The following is an 18,972-nucleotide window of genomic DNA, read 5'->3' as shown; positions in this document are numbered from 1 at the left end:
TAATTCTGAAAAAACTGCTAAGTTAATTACAGAATCTAAAAACTTGCAGTTAAATTTTTGGTACGGAGTATAGTGGGGTAGAGAGTAGGAGATGAATATTTATGACAGGACTTACGGATGAGGTAGGAAAAACTAGGATTTGAGATTGCTTCCCTGTTAGTCGCAATGACGAAAATAGGTTGTAGTGCGTAAGTCCTATATAGTTCATATTCTAGATTATGCAACTACCTTAATTCAAATTATTCTCAAATAAAGTTTGTTCTAATTTTGTGAAATTATGAAATAATTAGAGTTAACTCAGTAGCTTATTAGGAATAATTATCAAAGTTTAAAGAAAAGTTAAGAAAAATCTCCCCTACTTGCCAAAAACTGATACATTGTATACAGTAATAAAGGATTAACTTAAATAAGGGGTATATGAGTACAAGAGCGTAGAAAAAAAACAAGGGTTAAAAAAATAGCGAAATAACTAATATATATAGGTTCTAGCATGAGTACATAGGAGCCTGCACCTTCACACCGTAAATACTTGTACCCTACTTAAAAAATACAAGTACCTGTACCCCAATAAAAAATTTAGATACCCGGATCTGATTTGAATTATTAAATTAGAAAAATCTGAGTACAACATTAATTATCATAATAAATACTAATTGCAGTTTTTGAATGTAGCGGTCTAAAACCCACTGATATAAAAACTATAACGCCGGACACCAAATCCACTGACAGAACACCGCCAATGTTCAAGTCACTGAGAAGAAGTGTATCGACGCGAGTAATCCGTCACCCACGGCGACAGCTAGTACAACAATAGTGGAAACTTAGATGTTACAGCCAACAGAACTATCTTCCCAACCAACAGTGAACAGCTTCGCAAACACCACAGCGAGCCCAGCAAAAAAATCCGGCGGCTGCGCGTCAAAGGGTTGCGGAAGTACCGAACAGGAACATGACGCCAAAATCCAAGAGCGTATTGCTAACCATCCTTGCTACAGTCAAGAAGCACATCACCATTATGCAAGGATGCACGCCCCTGTTGCACCAGCTTGCAATATTCAATGTAATTTCTGTAACCGGAAATACGACTGCGCCAACGAAAGTCGTCCCGGTGTAGTTAGCGAACTGCTAACTCCTGAAGAAGCAGCTCATAAAGCTCTAGTAATTGCAGGCAAAATTCCTCAAATGACTGTTATGGGTATTGCCGGACCAGGCGACCCATTGGCCAACCCAGAGAAAACATTCCGTACTTTTGAGCTTGTAGCTGAGAAAGCTCCAGATATCAAGCTCTGCTTGTCAACCAATGGTCTAGCTTTACCCGACTATATAGATCGACTCAAAGCACTAAATATTGACCATGTTACTCTAACTATTAATATGGTTGACCCTGAAATCGGGGTAAAGATTTATCCTTGGGTTCATTACAAGCGGAAGCGCTATAGAGGAATTGAAGGAGTCAAAATTCTGCACCAAAAACAAATGGAATCTTTAGACTTACTCAGAGAAGCTGATATTCTCTGCAAAGTTAACTCAGTCATGATTCCTGGTATTAATGACCAGCACTTAGAAGAAGTTAATAGGATTGTTCGTTCTAAAGGTGCATTTATCCATAATATTATGCCCCTAATTTCTTCACCAGAACACGGCACTTACTTCGGCTTAAATGGTCAACGTGGCCCAACTACTGAAGAATTAAAAACATTGCAAGACAAATGTGATGTTGGCGGTATGAAAATGATGCGCCACTGTCGTCAATGTCGTGCAGATGCAGTTGGTCTCTTAGGTGAAGACCGCAGTAAGGAATTCACAAAAGAAGCCATCATGGAGATGACTCCAGAGTATGACCTACAAAAGCGCAAAGAATTTCATGCTGGCATTGAAGGTTTCCGTAATAAACTAGCAAAAGCTAAGGCTGAAACTCAGACCACTGAGAAAGTTGCCGAAGCAGGTCCGCCAATACTACTAGCAGTAGCAAGCAAGGGTAACGGATTAGTTAATCAACACTTCGGTCATGCTAAAGAGTTTATGATCTATGAAGTAGATGGTGTGAAAGCCAGATTTATTGCTCACCGGAAAGTTGACCACTATTGTCTAGGTGGTTATGGTGAAGAAGGAAGTCTGGAGAATATCATCAAAGCAATTTCTGATTGTAAAGCTGTACTGGTTTCTAAAATTGGTGATAGTCCAAAGGAAAAGGTACGCAACGCAGGACTAGAGGTGGTTGAGACTTACGATGTAATTGAAAAAGTTGCTTTAGATTTTTACCAGCAACTTCTGCAACCACAAGGAGTATAGACCATGAGTTACACCATTACTAGCAAATGTATTTCCTGCCATCATTGTGTTTCCCAATGCCCCACTGGTGCTATTAGCTGGAATGGGGTCCGTTACGAAATTAACTCCAATGTTTGTAATGAATGTGTTGGTTACTACAGTGTTCCTCAATGTGCAGCAGGTTGTCCAACCAATGATGGCTGTCAACAAATAGTACCAACAGATTATTGGGATTCTTGGTTTGTTACTTATAACAAGTTGGTTTCTCAAATGAATGAAGCCAAGCATGGAAATTACTGGCTTAAGTGGTTTGAACTCTACTCAGAAAGATTGTCGCAGCAACTTCAAGCTTCATGAAATTGAAGAAGGAGTCAGGTAGTCAGAAATCAGAAGTTAAATCCTTGCTGTGAGAGAATGTCCGCGCTAGTAATGGCGACTTATAAATCTAATTGTTCATTCGCTCCTTCTATAGAGAATTTCTATCTGAATTCTTTATCTGAGTAATCCTACGACTCCCATTCTTGATTTCTTTCTTGCTCAAGAATCTTTGAGTATTGTGTAATCTGCGCTAGTTATATTAAATCAGGTAATGTCAGTATAAATTTTTCCGGGTTTATTATGAAATACCCTACTATACTGACATCTATCTTCCATAAGCCTGGTTTCTTATAACACTCCGAAGCAAGCAAATTTAATATTATTCCCTACAAACATCACCTCAAGTATTTACTCAGCTATGCAACAAACCATTTATCTAGACAACAATGCTACCACTAAAGTAGATGAGGCAGTGCTAGAGGAAATGCTGCCCTACCTGAGTCAGTTTTATGGCAACCCCTCTAGTATGCACACTTTCGGTGGACAAGTTGGTAAGGCTGTGAGAAAGGCGCGATCGCAAGTGGCAGCTTTACTAAACGCCGAAGATACAGAAATTGTTTTTACCAGTTGTGGTACTGAGGGTGATAATGCTGCTATTCGAGCTGCTCTGACTGCTCAACCTAATAAACGGCATATTATTACTACTCAAGTAGAACACCCGGCAGTTTTGAATCTGTGTAAACATTTCGAGAAGCAAGGATATACAGTTACTTATCTGTCAGTCGATAGCCAGGGAATGATAGATTTAACTGAACTGGAAGCTTCTATTACAGGTAATACTGCTCTAGTTTCAGTTATGTACGCCAATAATGAAACAGGCGTGATTTTCCCTATAGAAAAAATTGGGCAGATAGCTAAGGAATATGGTGCGCTGTTCCATGTTGATGCGGTGCAAGCAGTAGGAAAAGTGCCCTTGGATATGAAGAATAGCACTATAGATATGCTAGCTCTGTCTGGTCACAAGTTGCACGCTCCTAAAGGTATTGCTGCTTTGTATGTGCGCCGTGGTACTCGCTTCCGTCCGTTATTAATTGGGGGACATCAGGAAAGGGGACGCCGTGCTGGAACGGAAAATGTACCTGGTATTATTGCTCTGGGTAAAGCTTGTGAATTGGCACAAGAGCATTTAGCGCATATCGATAAGGAACGGGAACTACGCGATTATTTGGAAAACGGTATTCTGGCTGCTATTCCTGATTGTGCTGTTAATGGTCATCCTATTCAGAGGTTGCCTAATACTACTAATATTGGCTTCAAGTATATTGAGGGAGAAGCAATATTACTACATTTGAACCATTATGGTATCTGTGCTTCTTCTGGTTCTGCTTGTACTTCTGGGTCTTTGGAACCGTCTCACGTTTTGCGGGCAATGGGATTGCCCTACACAGTTTTACATGGCTCGATTCGTTTTTCTCTATCACGTTATACAACTCGCCAAGAAGTTGAGGAAGTGTTAGCAGTGATGCCGACCATAGCAGAACGTTTGCGTGCCTTATCTCCTTTCAAGAATGACCAAGCTGATTGGCTGCAAGAGCGTCAGCAGGCAACTGTGTCATCCTAAAGTTTATAATACTTTAAGGATTACTACACTTTTGTTTACGCTAAAAAATGTAGTGAAAATAACAGAAAAGCTACGTTGATTAAGCAACAATAATTGTATGAGGTTAAAGAGGGGTATACATCACGCTATAAACTCACACAATTGTAGCAAAGTCAACAAAAAAAATGTTTCCTAACCTGGAAGATAAAAATATAATTTCTAGGGGTGGTAAATAATTTTTACGCCAATCACTTGAAGATTTTAAATTTGAGGAAAGAAGGAAAAAAGGGGTTGCTTGATTCTGAAAAATGTGCAATACTAATAATATCAAGTTTAACCAACCTCTTCAAATTAATAAGTTATTGCTCTACTAACTGGGTATTAACCTTCAAGAAAAAGCAGAATTTTTCATCAGTAAAAACTAGGGTGTTCTAAACAATAAGGGCTATGTGGGAATATACTGAAAAGGTAATGGACTTGTTCTACAACCCCCAAAACCAAGGAACTATTACAGACCAAAAAGAGGGGGAAAAGGTAGTTAGCGGTGAGGTAGGAAGTATAGCGTGTGGGGATGCTTTAAGTCTACACCTCAAAGTAAATGAAGCCTCCGGTGAAATATTAGATGCAAAGTTTCAAACTTTTGGCTGTGCCAGTGCAATAGCTTCATCTTCTGCCCTAACGGCAATGCTCAAAGGCAAAACCATAGACGAAGCCATGAAGATTAAAAACCAGGATATCGCGGGATACCTGGGAGGGCTGCCAGAAGAAAAAATGCACTGTTCAGTCATGGGAGAGGAAGCATTAGAAGCAGCAATCTTTAAGTATAAAGGTATTGAAGTAGAAGTTCACGAAGAAGACCATGAAGGCGCATTAGTTTGTAGTTGTTTTGCAATTACGGAAAACAAGATTAAGCGAGTTATCCGGGAAAACAATCTCAAAACAGCGGAAGAAGTAACAAACTATGTAAAGGCTGGTGGTGGTTGTGGTTCTTGTCTGGCAGATATTGACGATCTAATCGAATCGGTTTACGAAACGCCAGAACCTACAACACAACACATTCCTACAACTACTAAACCAGCTACAAAACTCACAAACCTACAAAAAATTACATTAATTCAACAAGTATTAGAACAAGAAGTGAGACCAGTTCTCGCGGAAGATGGAGGAGATGTTGAGTTATTCGATATAGATGGCGATCGCGTCCTAGTAACACTCAAAGGTGCCTGTGGTACTTGCAGTAGTGCAATGGCGACACTAAAAGGAGCGATTGAAGCTACATTGAAAGAACGAGTAAGCGAAAGCATTGTAGTAGAATCAGTTTAAAACAGTTGACAGTTATCAGTCAAATAAAAAAATTAACAGTTGACTGATGATTAGTAAAACTTGATTAAGTTTATGCTGACTACAGCGATAAACGACAAATAACAACAGGTGCATTGATGACAAATATATACACGCAGGTTATACCTGCACAAGCTTTAGGGCGAGCACCTCCGGGTACTCAATGTTGCTGCTAAATACACACTGTTCTTACATGAACAAAAATCTATGATTGTGATGCTGTAAAGCCAAAAGCCCTAGAAAAAAGCAGCCATCAAACACAAACTCTAAGGAAACCCTTACAGCAAAAAAATCACATTCATTCATATTTAAAGTCAAACACACTAACAAAACGGAGAAATCTATCATGCGTCAGATTGCATTTTACGGAAAAGGCGGTATCGGTAAGTCCACTACTTCTCAGAACACTCTAGCTGCAATGGCTAACCGTCACGGTCAGAGAATCATGATCGTAGGTTGTGATCCTAAAGCTGACTCTACTCGTTTAATCTTAAACGCTAAAGCTCAAACTACTGTACTTCACGTTGCTGCAGAGCGCGGTGCAGTTGAAGATGTAGAACTAGACGAAGTATTGAAAGATGGTTTCGCTGGAATCCGTTGCGTTGAGTCTGGTGGTCCTGAGCCTGGTGTAGGTTGTGCAGGTCGTGGTATTATCACTGCTATCAACTTCCTAGAAGAAGAAGGTGCTTATCAAGACCTAGATTTCGTAAGCTATGACGTACTAGGTGACGTTGTTTGCGGTGGATTTGCAATGCCTATCCGTGAAAACAAAGCTCAAGAAATCTACATCGTATGTTCCGGTGAAATGATGGCAATGTACGCTGCTAACAACATCGCTCGTGGTGTTCTTAAGTATGCTCATGCTGGTGGTGTACGTTTAGGTGGTTTAATCTGCAACAGCCGTAAAGTTGACCGTGAAACTGAGTTAATTGAGAACTTAGCAGCTCGTTTGAACACTCAAATGATTCACTTCGTACCTCGCGACAACGTTGTACAACGCGCTGAAATCCGTCGTATGACTGTTGAGCAATACTCTCCAGAAGATAACCAAGCTCAAGAGTACAATACATTAGCTGAGAAGATCATCAACAACGACAAACTAACTATTCCTACTCCTCTAGAAATGGATGAATTAGAAGAGTTGTTAATTGAGTTCGGTCTATTAGGTGACGAAGATGATCGTCAGAAGCAAATTGCAGAACAAGATGCAGCTTTAAAAGCAGCTAAATAAAAGCAGCTAAATAAGCTTAAAATCTTCTAGCACAATAGTAGGGGTGTGATTAGCACACCCCATCTCACAACACAAATATTGAGTGGTGAGTCTTGTATTAATTAATTTTGTAGGGGCAGGTTTTGCAGATGATAAAAAAGCACCTGCCCCCACTAATACAAAACTCAAACACCAAAATCTTCCAATATCCAAAAGGAGATATCTAACATGGCATCCGAGAAAATAGAACAGAACAAACAGTTAATTCAAGAAGTATTAGACGCTTATCCTGAGAAAGCTGCTAAAAGACGGAAAAAGCACCTCAATGTTTTAGAAGAAGGATCTGACTGTGGCGTTAAGTCTAATGTTAAATCAGTTCCTGGTGTAATGACAACTCGTGGTTGTGCTTTTGCTGGAGCAAAAGGGGTTGTTTGGGGTCCTGTTAAGGACATGGTTCACATCAGTCACGGTCCAGTTGGTTGCGGTTACTACTCTTGGGCAGGTCGTCGTAACTACTATAACGGTGTAACTGGTGTTGATACCTTCGGTACAATGCAATTCACCTCCGATTTCCAAGAAAGAGACATCGTTTTTGGTGGAGACAAGAAACTCACCAAGATTATGAATGAAATCGAAGCATTATTCCCTCTGAATGCTGGTATCACAATTGAATCTGAATGCCCAGTAGGTCTAATTGGTGATGACATCGAAGCAGTAGCTAAGAAAGCTGCTAAAGAACTGAATAAGCCAGTTGTTCCAGTACGTTGCGAAGGTTTCCGTGGTGTTTCTCAGTCTTTAGGTCACCACATAGCTAACGACACAGTGCGTGACTGGGTATACGAGCCATCTGCAAAGATCACTAACGAAGATATCGGTTTTGAAACAACTCCTTATGACGTATCCTTAATCGCTGATTACAACATCGGTGGTGACGGTTGGAGTTCTCGTTTATTATTAGATGAAATTGGATTAAGAGTTGTTAGCCAAGCAACAGGTGATGGTACTTACAACGAAGTATTCATGGCTCCTAGGGTGAACCTCAACCTCATCCACTGCTACCGCTCCATGAACTACATCTGCCGTTACATGGAAGAAGAGTATGGTATACCTTGGACAGAATTCAACTTCTTTGGTCCTACTCAAATCGCTAAGTCTCTACGGAAGATTGCTTCTTACTTCGACGATACAATCAAGGAAAACACAGAGAAAGTAATTGCTCGGTATCAAGAACAAGCTGATGCAGTAATTGCTAAGTATCGTCCTCGTTTAGAAGGTAAGAAAGTAATGATGATGGTTGGTGGTCTCCGTCCACGTCACGTTATTCCTGCTTTTGACGATTTAGGAATGGAAGTTATCGGTACTGGTTATGAATTCGGTCACGGTGATGACTACAAGCGTACTGCTGAATATGCTAAAGAAGGTACTCTAATCTACGATGACGTCAGTGGCTACGAATTTGAAGAATTTGCTAAGAAATTAAAGCCAGACTTAATTGCTTCTGGTATTAAAGAGAAGTATGTATTCCAGAAGATGGGTATGCCATTCCGTCAAATGCACTCCTGGGATTATTCTGGTCCTTATCACGGTTATGACGGATTTGCTATCTTCGCTCGTGACATGGATCTAGCTCTCAACAGCCCAACTTGGAACCTAATCAAGGCTCCTTGGAAGCAAGCTAGCTAGTAGAAGTCAGAAGTTTGAAGTCAGAAGTCAAAAGTCAAAAGTAATTAATTTAACCTTTTGGCTTTGGCTTTGAAGATAAGCTTAGTTTAGGTAATGGGGTGATGCCATCACTACGGCATACCCAATATACAAACAAAGATTTTACTAGGAACTGGGAGTTAGAAGTTGTAGTTGAGATTCTTCTTACTTCTTCCTTCTTCCCTCTTCCTTCCGAACAATACCATAGAGGATAAACACCATGAGTCAGAATGTAGACAAAATCAAAGATCACTTTCAACTCTTCCAAGAACCAGAATATCAAGAAATGTTCGAGCGCAAGAGAGAATTTGAAGGTGGTCCTTCCAAGGAAGAAGTAGAAAGAGTTCGTGAGTGGACAAAAACTTGGGAATATCGCGAAAAGAACTTTGCTCGTGAAGCTCTAACTATCAACCCTGCTAAAGCTTGTCAGCCTTTAGGTGCTATCTTTGTAGCTGCAGGTTTTGAAGGAACTCTACCTTTTGTACATGGTTCTCAAGGATGTGTTGCTTACTTCCGCTCCCACTTAACTCGTAACTACAAAGAGCCATTCCAAGCTGTTTCCTCTTCTATGACTGAAGATGCTGCGGTATTTGGTGGTCTCAAGAACATGACTGATGGTTTGGCAAACTCTTATGCTTTGTACAAGCCTAAAATGATTGCTCTTTGCACAACTTGTATGGCAGAGGTTATTGGAGATGACTTAGGTTCATTCATCACTACCTCCAAGCAGCAAGGTTCAGTTCCTGAAGATTTCCCAGTTCCTTTTGCTCACACTCCTAGCTTTGTTGGTTCTCACATCACAGGCTATGACAATATGCTCAAGGGTATTCTGGTAGCTCTAACTCAAGAAGGTAAAACTAAGAAGGAAGTTACTAACGGTAAAATCAACTTCATCCCTGGTTTCGACCCTTACGTTGGCAACATCCGGGAATTGAAGAGTATTCTATCTTTGATGGATGTTCCTAACACTGTTTTAGCTGACAACGCTGAGAGCTTTGATTCTCCTAACTTAGGTGAATTCAAGATGTACAACGGTGGTACAACTCTGGAAGAAGGTGCTGATTCCATCAATGCTAAAGCTACTATTTCCTTCCAGAAATATTCTACTCCTAAGACTCTAGAGTACCTAGAGAAAGAAGGTGGTCAAACAACAGCTACTTATCGTCCTATCGGTATCCGTGGTACTGATGAGTTCTTAATGGGCTTGTCTGAATTGACTGGTAAGGCTATTCCTGAAGAGCTAGAAATTGAGCGTGGTCGTGCAGTTGACGCTATCACTGACTCTCAAGCTTGGTTACACGGTAAGCGCGTTGCAATTTATGGCGACCCTGACCATGTATTAGGTTTGGTAAACTTCGTTCTAGAATTGGGTATGCAGCCAATTCACGTTCTTGTTAACAACGGTAATGTTAATGGGTTTGAAGAGGAAGCTAAGGCATTGTTAGCTGCCGATCCTAACGGCCAAGAAGCTACAGTGTGGGTTGGTAAGGATTTATGGCACATGCGCTCACTGTTGGATACTGAGCCAGTTGACTTGTTGATTGGTAACTCCTATGGTAAGTTCCTCCAACGTGATACTGGTACTCCATTAGTACGTATCGGCTATCCTATCTTTGACCGTCACCACCAACACCGTTATTCTATCTTAGGATATAAGGGAGCATTCAATCTACTCAACTGGATTGTTAATACTATCCTAGATGAGTTAGACCGTGGTAGCATGGAATTAGGTGTTAACGATACATCTTTTGACTTGATTCGTTAATCTATCGCCACAAAAAGAGTAGGGGCTTGGGTATCAAGCCCCTATTTTAGTATAGTAGTGGATTGTTTAATCTTAAATGGTGCAATAGTAGGGGCGGGTTTTAGTCGAAATTTTGATACTTACTCTAAGATTTATATAAACCCGTCCTAATGCACTATTTTAGATGAAACAGTCCAGTAGGGTGTGTTTCGCTGCGCGACATGAAAAGCGAAGCGTAACGCACCATCGCTAATAAGCTAAAGCGCTGAACAAGAAGAATGGTGCGTTACGACGGATTCCTAAATACCTTTTACACCTAGTGGCGATCGCCGTCTAACGCACCCTACTGGACTGCCTATTTAGTATAGTTTATAATTAAAGCTCGTAGTAGGTCTAAGTAAGCTCGTAGTAGGTCTAAGTAAGATAGATAGGGCTAGAGCAATTCTACAAACAAAAACTTTTTTATCACTTTGTTGGGTTTCGTTCCTCAACCCAACCTACAAAATGCTAACTTCTATACAAAATAAATAATAAAAATTTGTCATTCTTAAGATTAGATACTCCATCCCCGCCCCATAGTAGTTAATAAAGAGAATTAATAACATGGCTATGATGACCCCAGGCAAAGTTGCCGAACTCTTGAATGAGCCTGGTTGCGAACACAACCATAAGAAAAATAACGGAGATAAAAAACAGAAAGGCTGTAACCAACAGGCAGCACCCGGAGCTGCTCAAGGAGGTTGCGCTTTCGACGGAGCTAGTATCGCCCTCGTACCCATCACAGATGCAGCTCACCTAGTTCATGGACCTCTAGGTTGCTCCGGTAATTCCTGGGGAACTCGTGGTAGTCTGTCCTCTAACTCCCATCTCTACAAAATGGGGTTCACTACCGATATGGGTGAAAATGACATTATCATGGGCGGTGAGAAAAAATTATTGAAGGCGATCGCTGAACTGAAAAAACGTTATCAACCTCCAGCAGTATTTGTCTACGCTACCTGCGTTACGTCCTTAATTGGCGATGACCTAGAAACAGTTTGTAAAGTCGCTACCAAAAAATTAGAACTTCCGGTCATTCCTGTTAACTCTCCTGGTTTCATCGGTAGTAAAAATCTTGGCAACCGGGTTAGTGCAGAAGCATTATTAGACCATGTAGTAGGTACAGCAGAACCAGAATTTACTACACCTTACGATATTAATCTCATCGGCGAATACAATATTGCGGGTGAAATGTGGGCAATGTTACCCCTGTTTGAAAAACTAGGCATTCGGGTATTGTCAAAAATCACTGGAGATGCTACCTACGAAGAAGTTTGTTACGCCCACCGTGCCAAACTCAACGTGATGATCTGCTCTAAAGCTATGATCAATATGGCACGGAAAATGGAGGAAGAATACGGTATTCCTTACATTGAAGAATCATTTTATGGTGTTGCGGATATTAATAACTGCCTCAGAAATATAGCAGCTCAACTTGGCTATGATGACTTGAAAGAGCGGACAGAAAAGCTCATTGCGGAAGAAACAACAATTCTCCAAGAAATATTAGAACCTTATCGCCAACGTCTCAAAGGTAAAAGAGTTGTACTCTATACAGGTGGGGTGAAAAGTTGGTCTATTATTTCCGCAGCTAAAGATTTAGGTATGGATGTGGTTGCTACTAGCACCAAGAAAAGTACGGAAGAAGATAAGGCAAAAATCAAAAAGTTGCTTGGTAAGGATGGCATTTTGCTAGAAAAGGGTAATGCCGAAATTCTGCTGAAAGTCATTGCCGACACCAAAGCTGATATGCTCATCGCAGGAGGTCGTAACCAATATACTGCCCTCAAAGCGAGAATACCATTTTTACACATTAACCAAGAACGTCATCATCCCTACGCCGGATATCATGGGATGATTGAAATGGCAAAAGAATTAGATGAAGCTCTCCATAGTCCAGTTTGGGAACAAGTCCGACAACCGGCACCTTGGTTAGAAGAATGTCAGTTAGATGATGTTTTGGCAATTGAAACCTTACCAAGTCTGACTAATATTCCACCCGCAACAGTCAACGTTCATAAAAACCCATTATCTACAAACCCTCTGAAACTGAGTCAACCTCTAGGTGCAGCTTTAGCATACTTAGGAATTAACGGCATGATGCCACTGTTCCACGGAACTCAAGGTTGTACTGCTTTTGCTAAGGTATTATTGGTAAATCACTTCCAGGAAGCTGTTCCCCTGTCTACTACTGCCATGAGTGAAGTTACAACTATTTTGGGAGGGGAAGATAACGTTGATAAAGCGCTACTGACTCAAATTGAGAAGTCTAAGCCAGAAGTTATTGGTTTGTTGACCACTGGTTTAACTGAAACCAGGGGCGATGATATGGAGCGCATTCTCAAGAAATTTAGAGAAGATCATCCAGAGTTAGATGGGTTCCCCATATTAAATGTTTCTACTCCAGATTATAAGGGTTCTGCTCAGGACGGTTTTGCTGCTACAGTAGAACGTATAGTAGCTTATGATTATGGTGAACCTATTCCCACCGAAACTAAAAAACCTTTCATTACAATTTTAGCGGGTTCTAGTCTTGCTCCTGGAGACGTGCAGGAAGTTAAAGATATTGTGGAAGGTTTTGGCTTAATTCCCATAGTTATACCGGATATATCTCAATCTTTGGACGGACATTTAATTGATGATATTTATAGTGCTACCAGTTCCGGCGGTACCACAATAGAGGAGTTGCGTAATTTACGTCATTCAGCTTTCACCTTTGCTATTGGGGAAAGTCTGCGGAATGCTGCTCAGATATTGCAAGAAAAATTTGCTACTCAATATCAAGTATTTCCTCGTTTGACTGGTTTGGGTGCTGTAGACAGTTTCATGTTAAAATTGTCTCAAATAATTGTTTCTCGTACCGATCCCCATCTCGACCGGGGTTGCGAAGTGCCTCAGAAGTACCAACGCCAACGTCGGCAGTTACAGGATGCGATGTTGGATACCCACTTCTATTTTGGGCATAAGCAAGTGTCTATTGCTCTGGAGCCAGATTTACTTTGGGCAACAAGTTGGTTTTTACGAGAAATGGGGGCAGATATTAAAGCTGCTGTAACAACCACGCGATCGCCTTTATTAGAAAAATTACCTACAGAAAATGTAATTATTGGCGACTTGGGAGACTTGGAAGAAGTAGCAGCAGGTTCAGATTTACTAATTACCAATTCTCATGGTAAGCTAATATCTGAGAAGTTAGGTCTTGCTCTATATCGGATGGGTATGCCAATTCACGATCGCCTCGGTAATGGTCAACGTTGTTATGTCGGTTATCGTGGTACAATGAATTTATTATTTGATATTGGCAATATTTTCTTAGACCAAGAAGAATCAAAAATTCACAGTAATGATTATTCATTATTGTCGCTACGTTAGAAACAAGAAACCGGGTTTATTAGGCTCGTAGTTGGGCTTCAGCCCGAAATATCAAGCAAAACTTGTAGGGTGTCTTAGACGACTTAAGTTTAGACTAAGAAAGAAATTCAGAAATCCGTCGTCACGCACCATTGAATATATGTCAGTCTACTACAAGTATTTTGGGCTAGAGCAAAACTACAAACATTTCGGGCTAGAGCAAAACTACAAACTTCACCGCTTCAAAACAAGCTTGTTATCAAGAACTAATAGTTTTTTACTATTAGTTTTTGGTACATACAACAAGGAGGAAAACAACAATGAAAGTTGCATTTGCAACAACTGATTTTGTTCATATAGATGGTCATTTTGGTTCTTCTAAACAAATGGCTTTATATGAAGTTGATGACAAAGGATATCAAACTCTAGAACCCTTAACTTTTGGTGGTAATCTAGATCAAGATGCTCCCAAACAAGATAAACTAGAAAAACTTCATGCCAAAGTTGCAGCTTTGCTCGACTGCACAATAGTTTATGTGCTAGAAATTGGCGGTCCCGCAGCAGGTCGTTTAATCAACAAAAAAGTTACTCCCATGAAGTCAACTTCAGCAGAACAAACAATTACTGAAGTTCTTGATAGATTGGTACAAACATTAAAAGGCAGTCCTCCACCTTGGTTAAGGAAAGCTTTACAAAAAACTTCCGAATCTGATTTAGAAGCCGTACTTGAAGAGGTGTAAAACTATGACAGTTCAAACAGAAACAACAACAAAAACAACTGACATTTATTCTGCTCCCTTTATTAAGGAATTAATTAGAGCAGTAGAAGCTCAAGACTCCTATGGAGTATATAAGTCTTGGTCTCCTGAATTAATTCTTAAACCTTACATTGTTAGTAAGCAAGAAAAGCGCCAGATTTCTACTGAAGAAGAAGTCAATCCCATGACTTTATCTCGGATTAAGTTATTCTACAATGCAATAGCTACTAGCATTGAATTAGAAACTAATCAAATTATGCAAGTAGTTATTAGTATCAACCATGAAGGATTTGGCTGGGCACTTGTATTTTGTGGTCGTCTTTTAGTGGTTTCTAGAACTTTACGGGATGCTCAACGTTTTGGGTTTACTTCTCTGGAAAAATTAGAAGATGAAGGAGAAAAAATGACTCAAGCTGGCATTGAGTTGGTGAAAAAATACAAGGAAGTTTGTAAACTCTAACTTAAAAAAGCGGTTAGCACTCAGCAGCCAGCTTTTTCAGGACTTATATCATGTCTGTTAAATAGTTATAATTAAAGTTCGTAGTTGGGCTTTAGCCCTAAGATAGATAGGGCTGAAGCCCAACTACAAACAAAAACTTTTTTATCACTGATTATCCGGACATGATATAAGTCATAGAATCTTAAATAAAATCAAAATAGACCATAACTATTTTGATTTGTGTCTATAATCAGATAATAGAAATAGCCACTACTAAATAACACTGGGGTTCATCAAATGAAGACATTAACAGATTTCCAAAAACTTGTCGATGCTGAAGATTTTCTCAACTTTTTTGAAATTCCCTTTGACCAAACAACTGTAAATGTAAATCGCCTGCATATATTGAAAATGTTTTCTGTAGCAATTGCAGAAGTTGACGAAAAAAAAGAACTAGCTGAAGCGGAAAAAATAACTGCATATAAAACAGCATTAGAATCAGCTTATCAAACTTTCTTGACATCTAACGCTCAAGAGCAAAAAGTATTTCCAGTATTCCAACAAGAACATAACGACGTAGTTAAATTAACAGAAATCAGTGCTGAGTAAGGAGTAAAAAATTGTGTCCGACCTCACGCCCAAAGAATTAGAACGTTATAGTCGTCAAATGATGCTTCCTAGTTTTGGTGAGGAAGCACAACAGCGACTCAAGTCAACAACAGCTATGGTAACTGGAGTTGGTGGGTTGGGTGGCACAGTAGCACTGTATTTAGCAGTAGCAGGTATCGGGAAGTTGATTTTAGTCCGAGGTGGAGAACTGCGACTTGATGACATGAACCGTCAAATCTTGATGACAGATGATTGGGTTGGTAAAGTGCGAGTAGACAAAGCTAAGGAAACTCTATCTGCCATTAACCCAGACGTTCAGATTGAAGCAGTACCCGAATATGTTACGGCTGAAAATGTAGACCCATTGGTACAGTCTGCTGATATTGCTCTTGACTGCGCCCACAACTTTGACGAACGGAATTTACTCAATGCTGCCTGTGTACGTTGGCGCAAACCCATGGTGGAAGCTGCTATGAATAGTATGGAAGCTTATCTAACCACCATAGTTCCTGGTATAACTCCCTGTTTGTCTTGTCTATTCCCAGAAAAACCAAACTGGGATAGACGTGGGTTCGGAGTATTGGGGATAGTTTCTGGAACTCTAGCTTGTCTAGCAGCTTCAGAAGCAATCAAACAGATTACAAGATTTAGTCAACCCCTGTGGTCACAACTGTTAACAATGGATTTGGATGGGATGGAATTTGCCAAACGTCGCCCCTACCATGACCCCAACTGTGAGGTTTGCGGTTCTCTCTCTAGAGAATTAAAAGCTGACTCCACAGATATTGGGAATAATTTAACCACAGAAGTTATCACAGCGAACAGTTTGTAGTTAGAGCTTTGGTTTAATTTATAAATAAGGAATTGGTAAAAACGGCAAGTTTAAAAACCTTTTAGGATATGCGATCGCGACAGCGATGTGCAGTACGATCAGGCTGACACTAAGACTATAATTTTCGAAAGTCAGGGTGCATTTTTCCAATCAATACAATCAGTTTTAGTGTTAGCCTGATTTACCTAATTGCCTGTCAAACTACCATTTTTCCTTAAACCACTAAATTACTAACCCAGACAAGAGGCGGATGTCGCCTATCTGGATAATTATTTTATCGGTAAGTATAAATTACTTTCCTTCAAGATTATGACTCTGAGTTTAACAGAAAAAGCTGCTTCTAAACTTACAAATTTCCTGCAAGACTCAAATCAAGGCATCCGCATCTCTGTTGTGGATGGAGGTTGCAGTGGTTATCAATATTCCTTAAATATTGCTAAAGCTCCGAAGGCAGATGACTTGCTACTAGAAAAAGATAATTTACAAATATTTATCGATCCTAAAAGTGCGCCTTTATTAGACGGAGTCGTAGTTGACTACATTGAAGGTTTAACAGAGAGCGGCTTAAAATTTATTAACCCTAACGCCACAGAAACTTGTAGTTGCGGAAAGTCTTTTCAAGCAGGTGGTTGCACTCCAACAGGAGTACCTTGCAGTTAATATAGCTTTCAGTATTCAGCATTCAGCATAAAGACTGTGGCTAATAGCTGATAGCTTGTTAACACAGTTTACGATATTAAGAACAACTAAAAAAAAGGAGGATCTAATTAACCAATGGCTATTTACAAAGTACGACTAATCAAAGGCAAGAAAAATAAACCCCCAGAAATGGATGTCACTATCGATGTTGATGATGATACGAATATTGTTGATGCAGCAGCAGACCAAGACATAGAGTTACCTTTTTCTTGCAAAGCTGGAGCTTGCTCTAGCTGCGCTGGTAGATTAGTTGAAGGAGAAATCGACCAAGAAGATCAAAGCTTCTTAGACGATGAACAGGTAGAAAAAGGGTGGGCACTCTTGTGTGTAGCTAAACCAATGTCTGATTGCGTTATCAAAACTCACCAAGAAGCTTATTTAGTCTAATAAGTACCACTTGTAAATAATCATTATCGTAGGGACGTTCCATGGAACGTCCCTATTAAGTTTTTGGCTGATAAAATCTTTTTGACAACAAGAGTCCATTAGATATTTGGGGCGGGTTCATCTCATCTGGTGGTTAAATTCGTTAATTTGAGCTAGAACCTACCCCTACTATTCTAACATTTTAGCTGTGTCAGGCTTGTAGTTGCGTTTTAGCGCCATCAGTGGGTGGGGGCTAAAGCGCAACTACGAACGAAATCTAATTCATCATTTTAGGCGTGTTGGTCTAGTAGGGTGCGTTAGACAACTAGAACCTAGACTGCGGGTGGCATTTAATAATCTGTCGTAACGCACCATTTTAGATATGTCGGTCTACTACCTTCAGCTAGTTTTTAAGCCAATGAGTCCCACTGAAATTCTTCACTCGTGGAATTTTAACAAAAAAAACTCTACAATATTAATAACTTTAAGAAAAATTAAACATTGGAGCAATAGATATGAAAAAAATGGCGATCGCAACTTTAAAATTTATAGCCATACTTGCTTGTTTATTAATAATTAGTTGCAGCCCAAATACCAATAATTCATCTTCTCAGTCTACCACTTCCAGAATAAATTTAACAGTTTCAGCAGCAGCTAGCCTCAGAGATGTAATGACAGAAATCAAACCTATTTATGAACAACAAAAAACTAATATTTCTTTAACATTAAACTTAGCTTCTTCCGGTTCTCTACGACAACAAATTGAACAAGGTGCGCCAGTAGATTTATTTATCTCTGCATCTCCTGATCATATTAATATGTTGCAAGAAAAAAGTCTCATCATAGATGAAAGTCGTCGTAACTTCCTGAAAAATCAAATGGTGTTAATAGTTCCCCAAGAAAATACTGCTTCAGTTAATACTTTTCAAGATTTAACAAAAGATACTATTAGTAAAATATCTATTGGCGAACCACAAAGTGTTCCTGCGGGAAAATATGGCAAAGAAGTTTTAAGTTCTCTCGGTATTTATGAAGCAGTAGAACCAAAAATAGTTTTTGCTAAAAATGTGCGTCAAATAGTAAATTATGTAGCAACAGGAAATGTTGATGCTGGCATTGTTTATCGGACAGATACTAATGCTTCAGAGGCAGTAAAAATTGTTGCTAATGCACCTGATGATTCTCATACACCAGTAGTTTATCCCATTGCAATAATTAAAGATAGTAAAAATATTGAAGCGGCTCAAAAACTAGAAGAATTTATGTTTACTCCAGAGGCAAAAGCTGTATTTGAAAAATATGGTTTTATTACACTCGAAAAGAGGGAATAGGGAGCAGGGAGTAGTGGGAAATAATTGATGATTTATGTGGGATAATTGATTTAACTTTTTATTATTCGAGAGCTTTACTATGCAACGATTATTAATTTGGTTAAATAAGTAGGAAAACTTTTATTAAATCCGAACAATTAGTCAGCGTAATACAATCAGGACTTATATCAAGTCTCATTAATTAGCTATAATAAAAATCTTTTCTCTGATAAATTTCTCCCAGTTAAGTGTTCCCTGTTAAGTGTTCCCTGTTCCTTCAATTTTTTATTGTGGGTATTCAAAGAGACATGATATTACCCAAACCAACTAAGAAACTGGGTTTATTTCCCTGATTATTTGTTAAAACCACAAGATTTCGTCGAT

15 protein-coding genes are annotated in these 18,972 nt (G+C 39.5%); all 15 read left to right on the top strand.

The genetic code is table 11. From position 1 onward, the window contains the following. Positions 1-825 precede the first annotated feature (825 nt). Positions 826-2,292: a nitrogenase cofactor biosynthesis protein NifB gene (nifB, locus tag ACP6PM_RS05705; protein ID WP_426582646.1), complete on the top strand. Its 1,467-nt coding sequence runs from the start codon at positions 826-828 to the stop codon at positions 2,290-2,292. 3 nt (positions 2,293-2,295) lie between these two features. Continuing rightward, on the top strand, positions 2,296-2,628 hold the full coding sequence (locus ACP6PM_RS05700) for a 4Fe-4S binding protein (RefSeq protein WP_426582644.1): 333 nt from the start codon (positions 2,296-2,298) through the stop codon (positions 2,626-2,628). A 379-nt stretch (positions 2,629-3,007) separates the two neighbouring features. Then, positions 3,008-4,210 (top strand): cysteine desulfurase NifS, encoded by a 1,203-nt coding sequence (gene nifS / locus ACP6PM_RS05695; RefSeq protein ID WP_426582642.1) that lies wholly within the window; start codon positions 3,008-3,010, stop codon positions 4,208-4,210. A gap of 426 nt (positions 4,211-4,636) precedes the next feature. After that, positions 4,637-5,512 (top strand): Fe-S cluster assembly protein NifU, encoded by an 876-nt coding sequence (gene nifU, locus ACP6PM_RS05690; protein ID WP_426582640.1) that lies wholly within the window; start codon positions 4,637-4,639, stop codon positions 5,510-5,512. 364 nt (positions 5,513-5,876) lie between these two features. Further along, positions 5,877-6,761, top strand: a complete 885-nt coding sequence (nifH, locus tag ACP6PM_RS05685) for a nitrogenase iron protein (RefSeq protein WP_426582637.1) — start codon at positions 5,877-5,879, stop codon at positions 6,759-6,761. 207 nt (positions 6,762-6,968) lie between these two features. Next, a complete protein-coding gene (gene nifD, locus ACP6PM_RS05680; protein WP_426582634.1) occupies positions 6,969-8,423 on the top strand; it encodes a nitrogenase molybdenum-iron protein alpha chain in 1,455 nt (484 codons plus the stop codon). Between the two features lie 238 nt (positions 8,424-8,661). Next, positions 8,662-10,206 (top strand): nitrogenase molybdenum-iron protein subunit beta, encoded by a 1,545-nt coding sequence (gene nifK / locus ACP6PM_RS05675; protein ID WP_426582632.1) that lies wholly within the window; start codon positions 8,662-8,664, stop codon positions 10,204-10,206. 582 nt (positions 10,207-10,788) lie between these two features. After that, the gene (locus ACP6PM_RS05670) at positions 10,789-13,596 is read left to right on the top strand and encodes a bifunctional nitrogenase iron-molybdenum cofactor biosynthesis protein NifEN (protein ID WP_426582630.1); all 2,808 of its coding nucleotides are present in this window, start codon (positions 10,789-10,791) and stop codon (positions 13,594-13,596) included. Positions 13,597-13,895: 299 nt separating this feature from the next. Next, positions 13,896-14,315, top strand: a complete 420-nt coding sequence (gene nifX / locus ACP6PM_RS05665; RefSeq protein ID WP_426582628.1) for a nitrogen fixation protein NifX — start codon at positions 13,896-13,898, stop codon at positions 14,313-14,315. A 4-nt stretch (positions 14,316-14,319) separates the two neighbouring features. Further along, positions 14,320-14,793 carry a NifX-associated nitrogen fixation protein gene (locus ACP6PM_RS05660; protein WP_426582626.1) on the top strand — a complete coding sequence of 158 codons (474 nt, stop codon included), beginning with the start codon at positions 14,320-14,322 and terminating at the stop codon, positions 14,791-14,793. Positions 14,794-15,069: 276 nt separating this feature from the next. Next, the gene (nifW, locus tag ACP6PM_RS05655; protein WP_293140896.1) at positions 15,070-15,381 is read left to right on the top strand and encodes a nitrogenase-stabilizing/protective protein NifW; all 312 of its coding nucleotides are present in this window, start codon (positions 15,070-15,072) and stop codon (positions 15,379-15,381) included. Positions 15,382-15,394: 13 nt separating this feature from the next. Next, positions 15,395-16,213 (top strand): HesA/MoeB/ThiF family protein, encoded by an 819-nt coding sequence (locus tag ACP6PM_RS05650; protein ID WP_426582623.1) that lies wholly within the window; start codon positions 15,395-15,397, stop codon positions 16,211-16,213. A 309-nt stretch (positions 16,214-16,522) separates the two neighbouring features. Then, positions 16,523-16,873: a HesB/IscA family protein gene (locus ACP6PM_RS05645; protein WP_426582621.1), complete on the top strand. Its 351-nt coding sequence runs from the start codon at positions 16,523-16,525 to the stop codon at positions 16,871-16,873. Between the two features lie 114 nt (positions 16,874-16,987). Then, positions 16,988-17,299, top strand: coding sequence for a 2Fe-2S iron-sulfur cluster-binding protein (locus ACP6PM_RS05640; RefSeq protein ID WP_426582619.1), 312 nt, complete (start codon positions 16,988-16,990; stop codon positions 17,297-17,299). Positions 17,300-17,793: 494 nt separating this feature from the next. Next, positions 17,794-18,609, top strand: coding sequence for a molybdate ABC transporter substrate-binding protein (gene modA / locus ACP6PM_RS05635; RefSeq protein ID WP_426582617.1), 816 nt, complete (start codon positions 17,794-17,796; stop codon positions 18,607-18,609). Positions 18,610-18,972: the final 363 nt, after the last annotated feature.

This window comes from Dapis brunnea BLCC-M229 (genome assembly GCF_050015995.1).
GTDB lineage: Bacteria > Cyanobacteriota > Cyanobacteriia > Cyanobacteriales > Microcoleaceae > Trichodesmium.
Note: the sequence above shows the minus strand (reverse complement) of the source record. Positions and strands in the feature narration are given on the sequence as shown.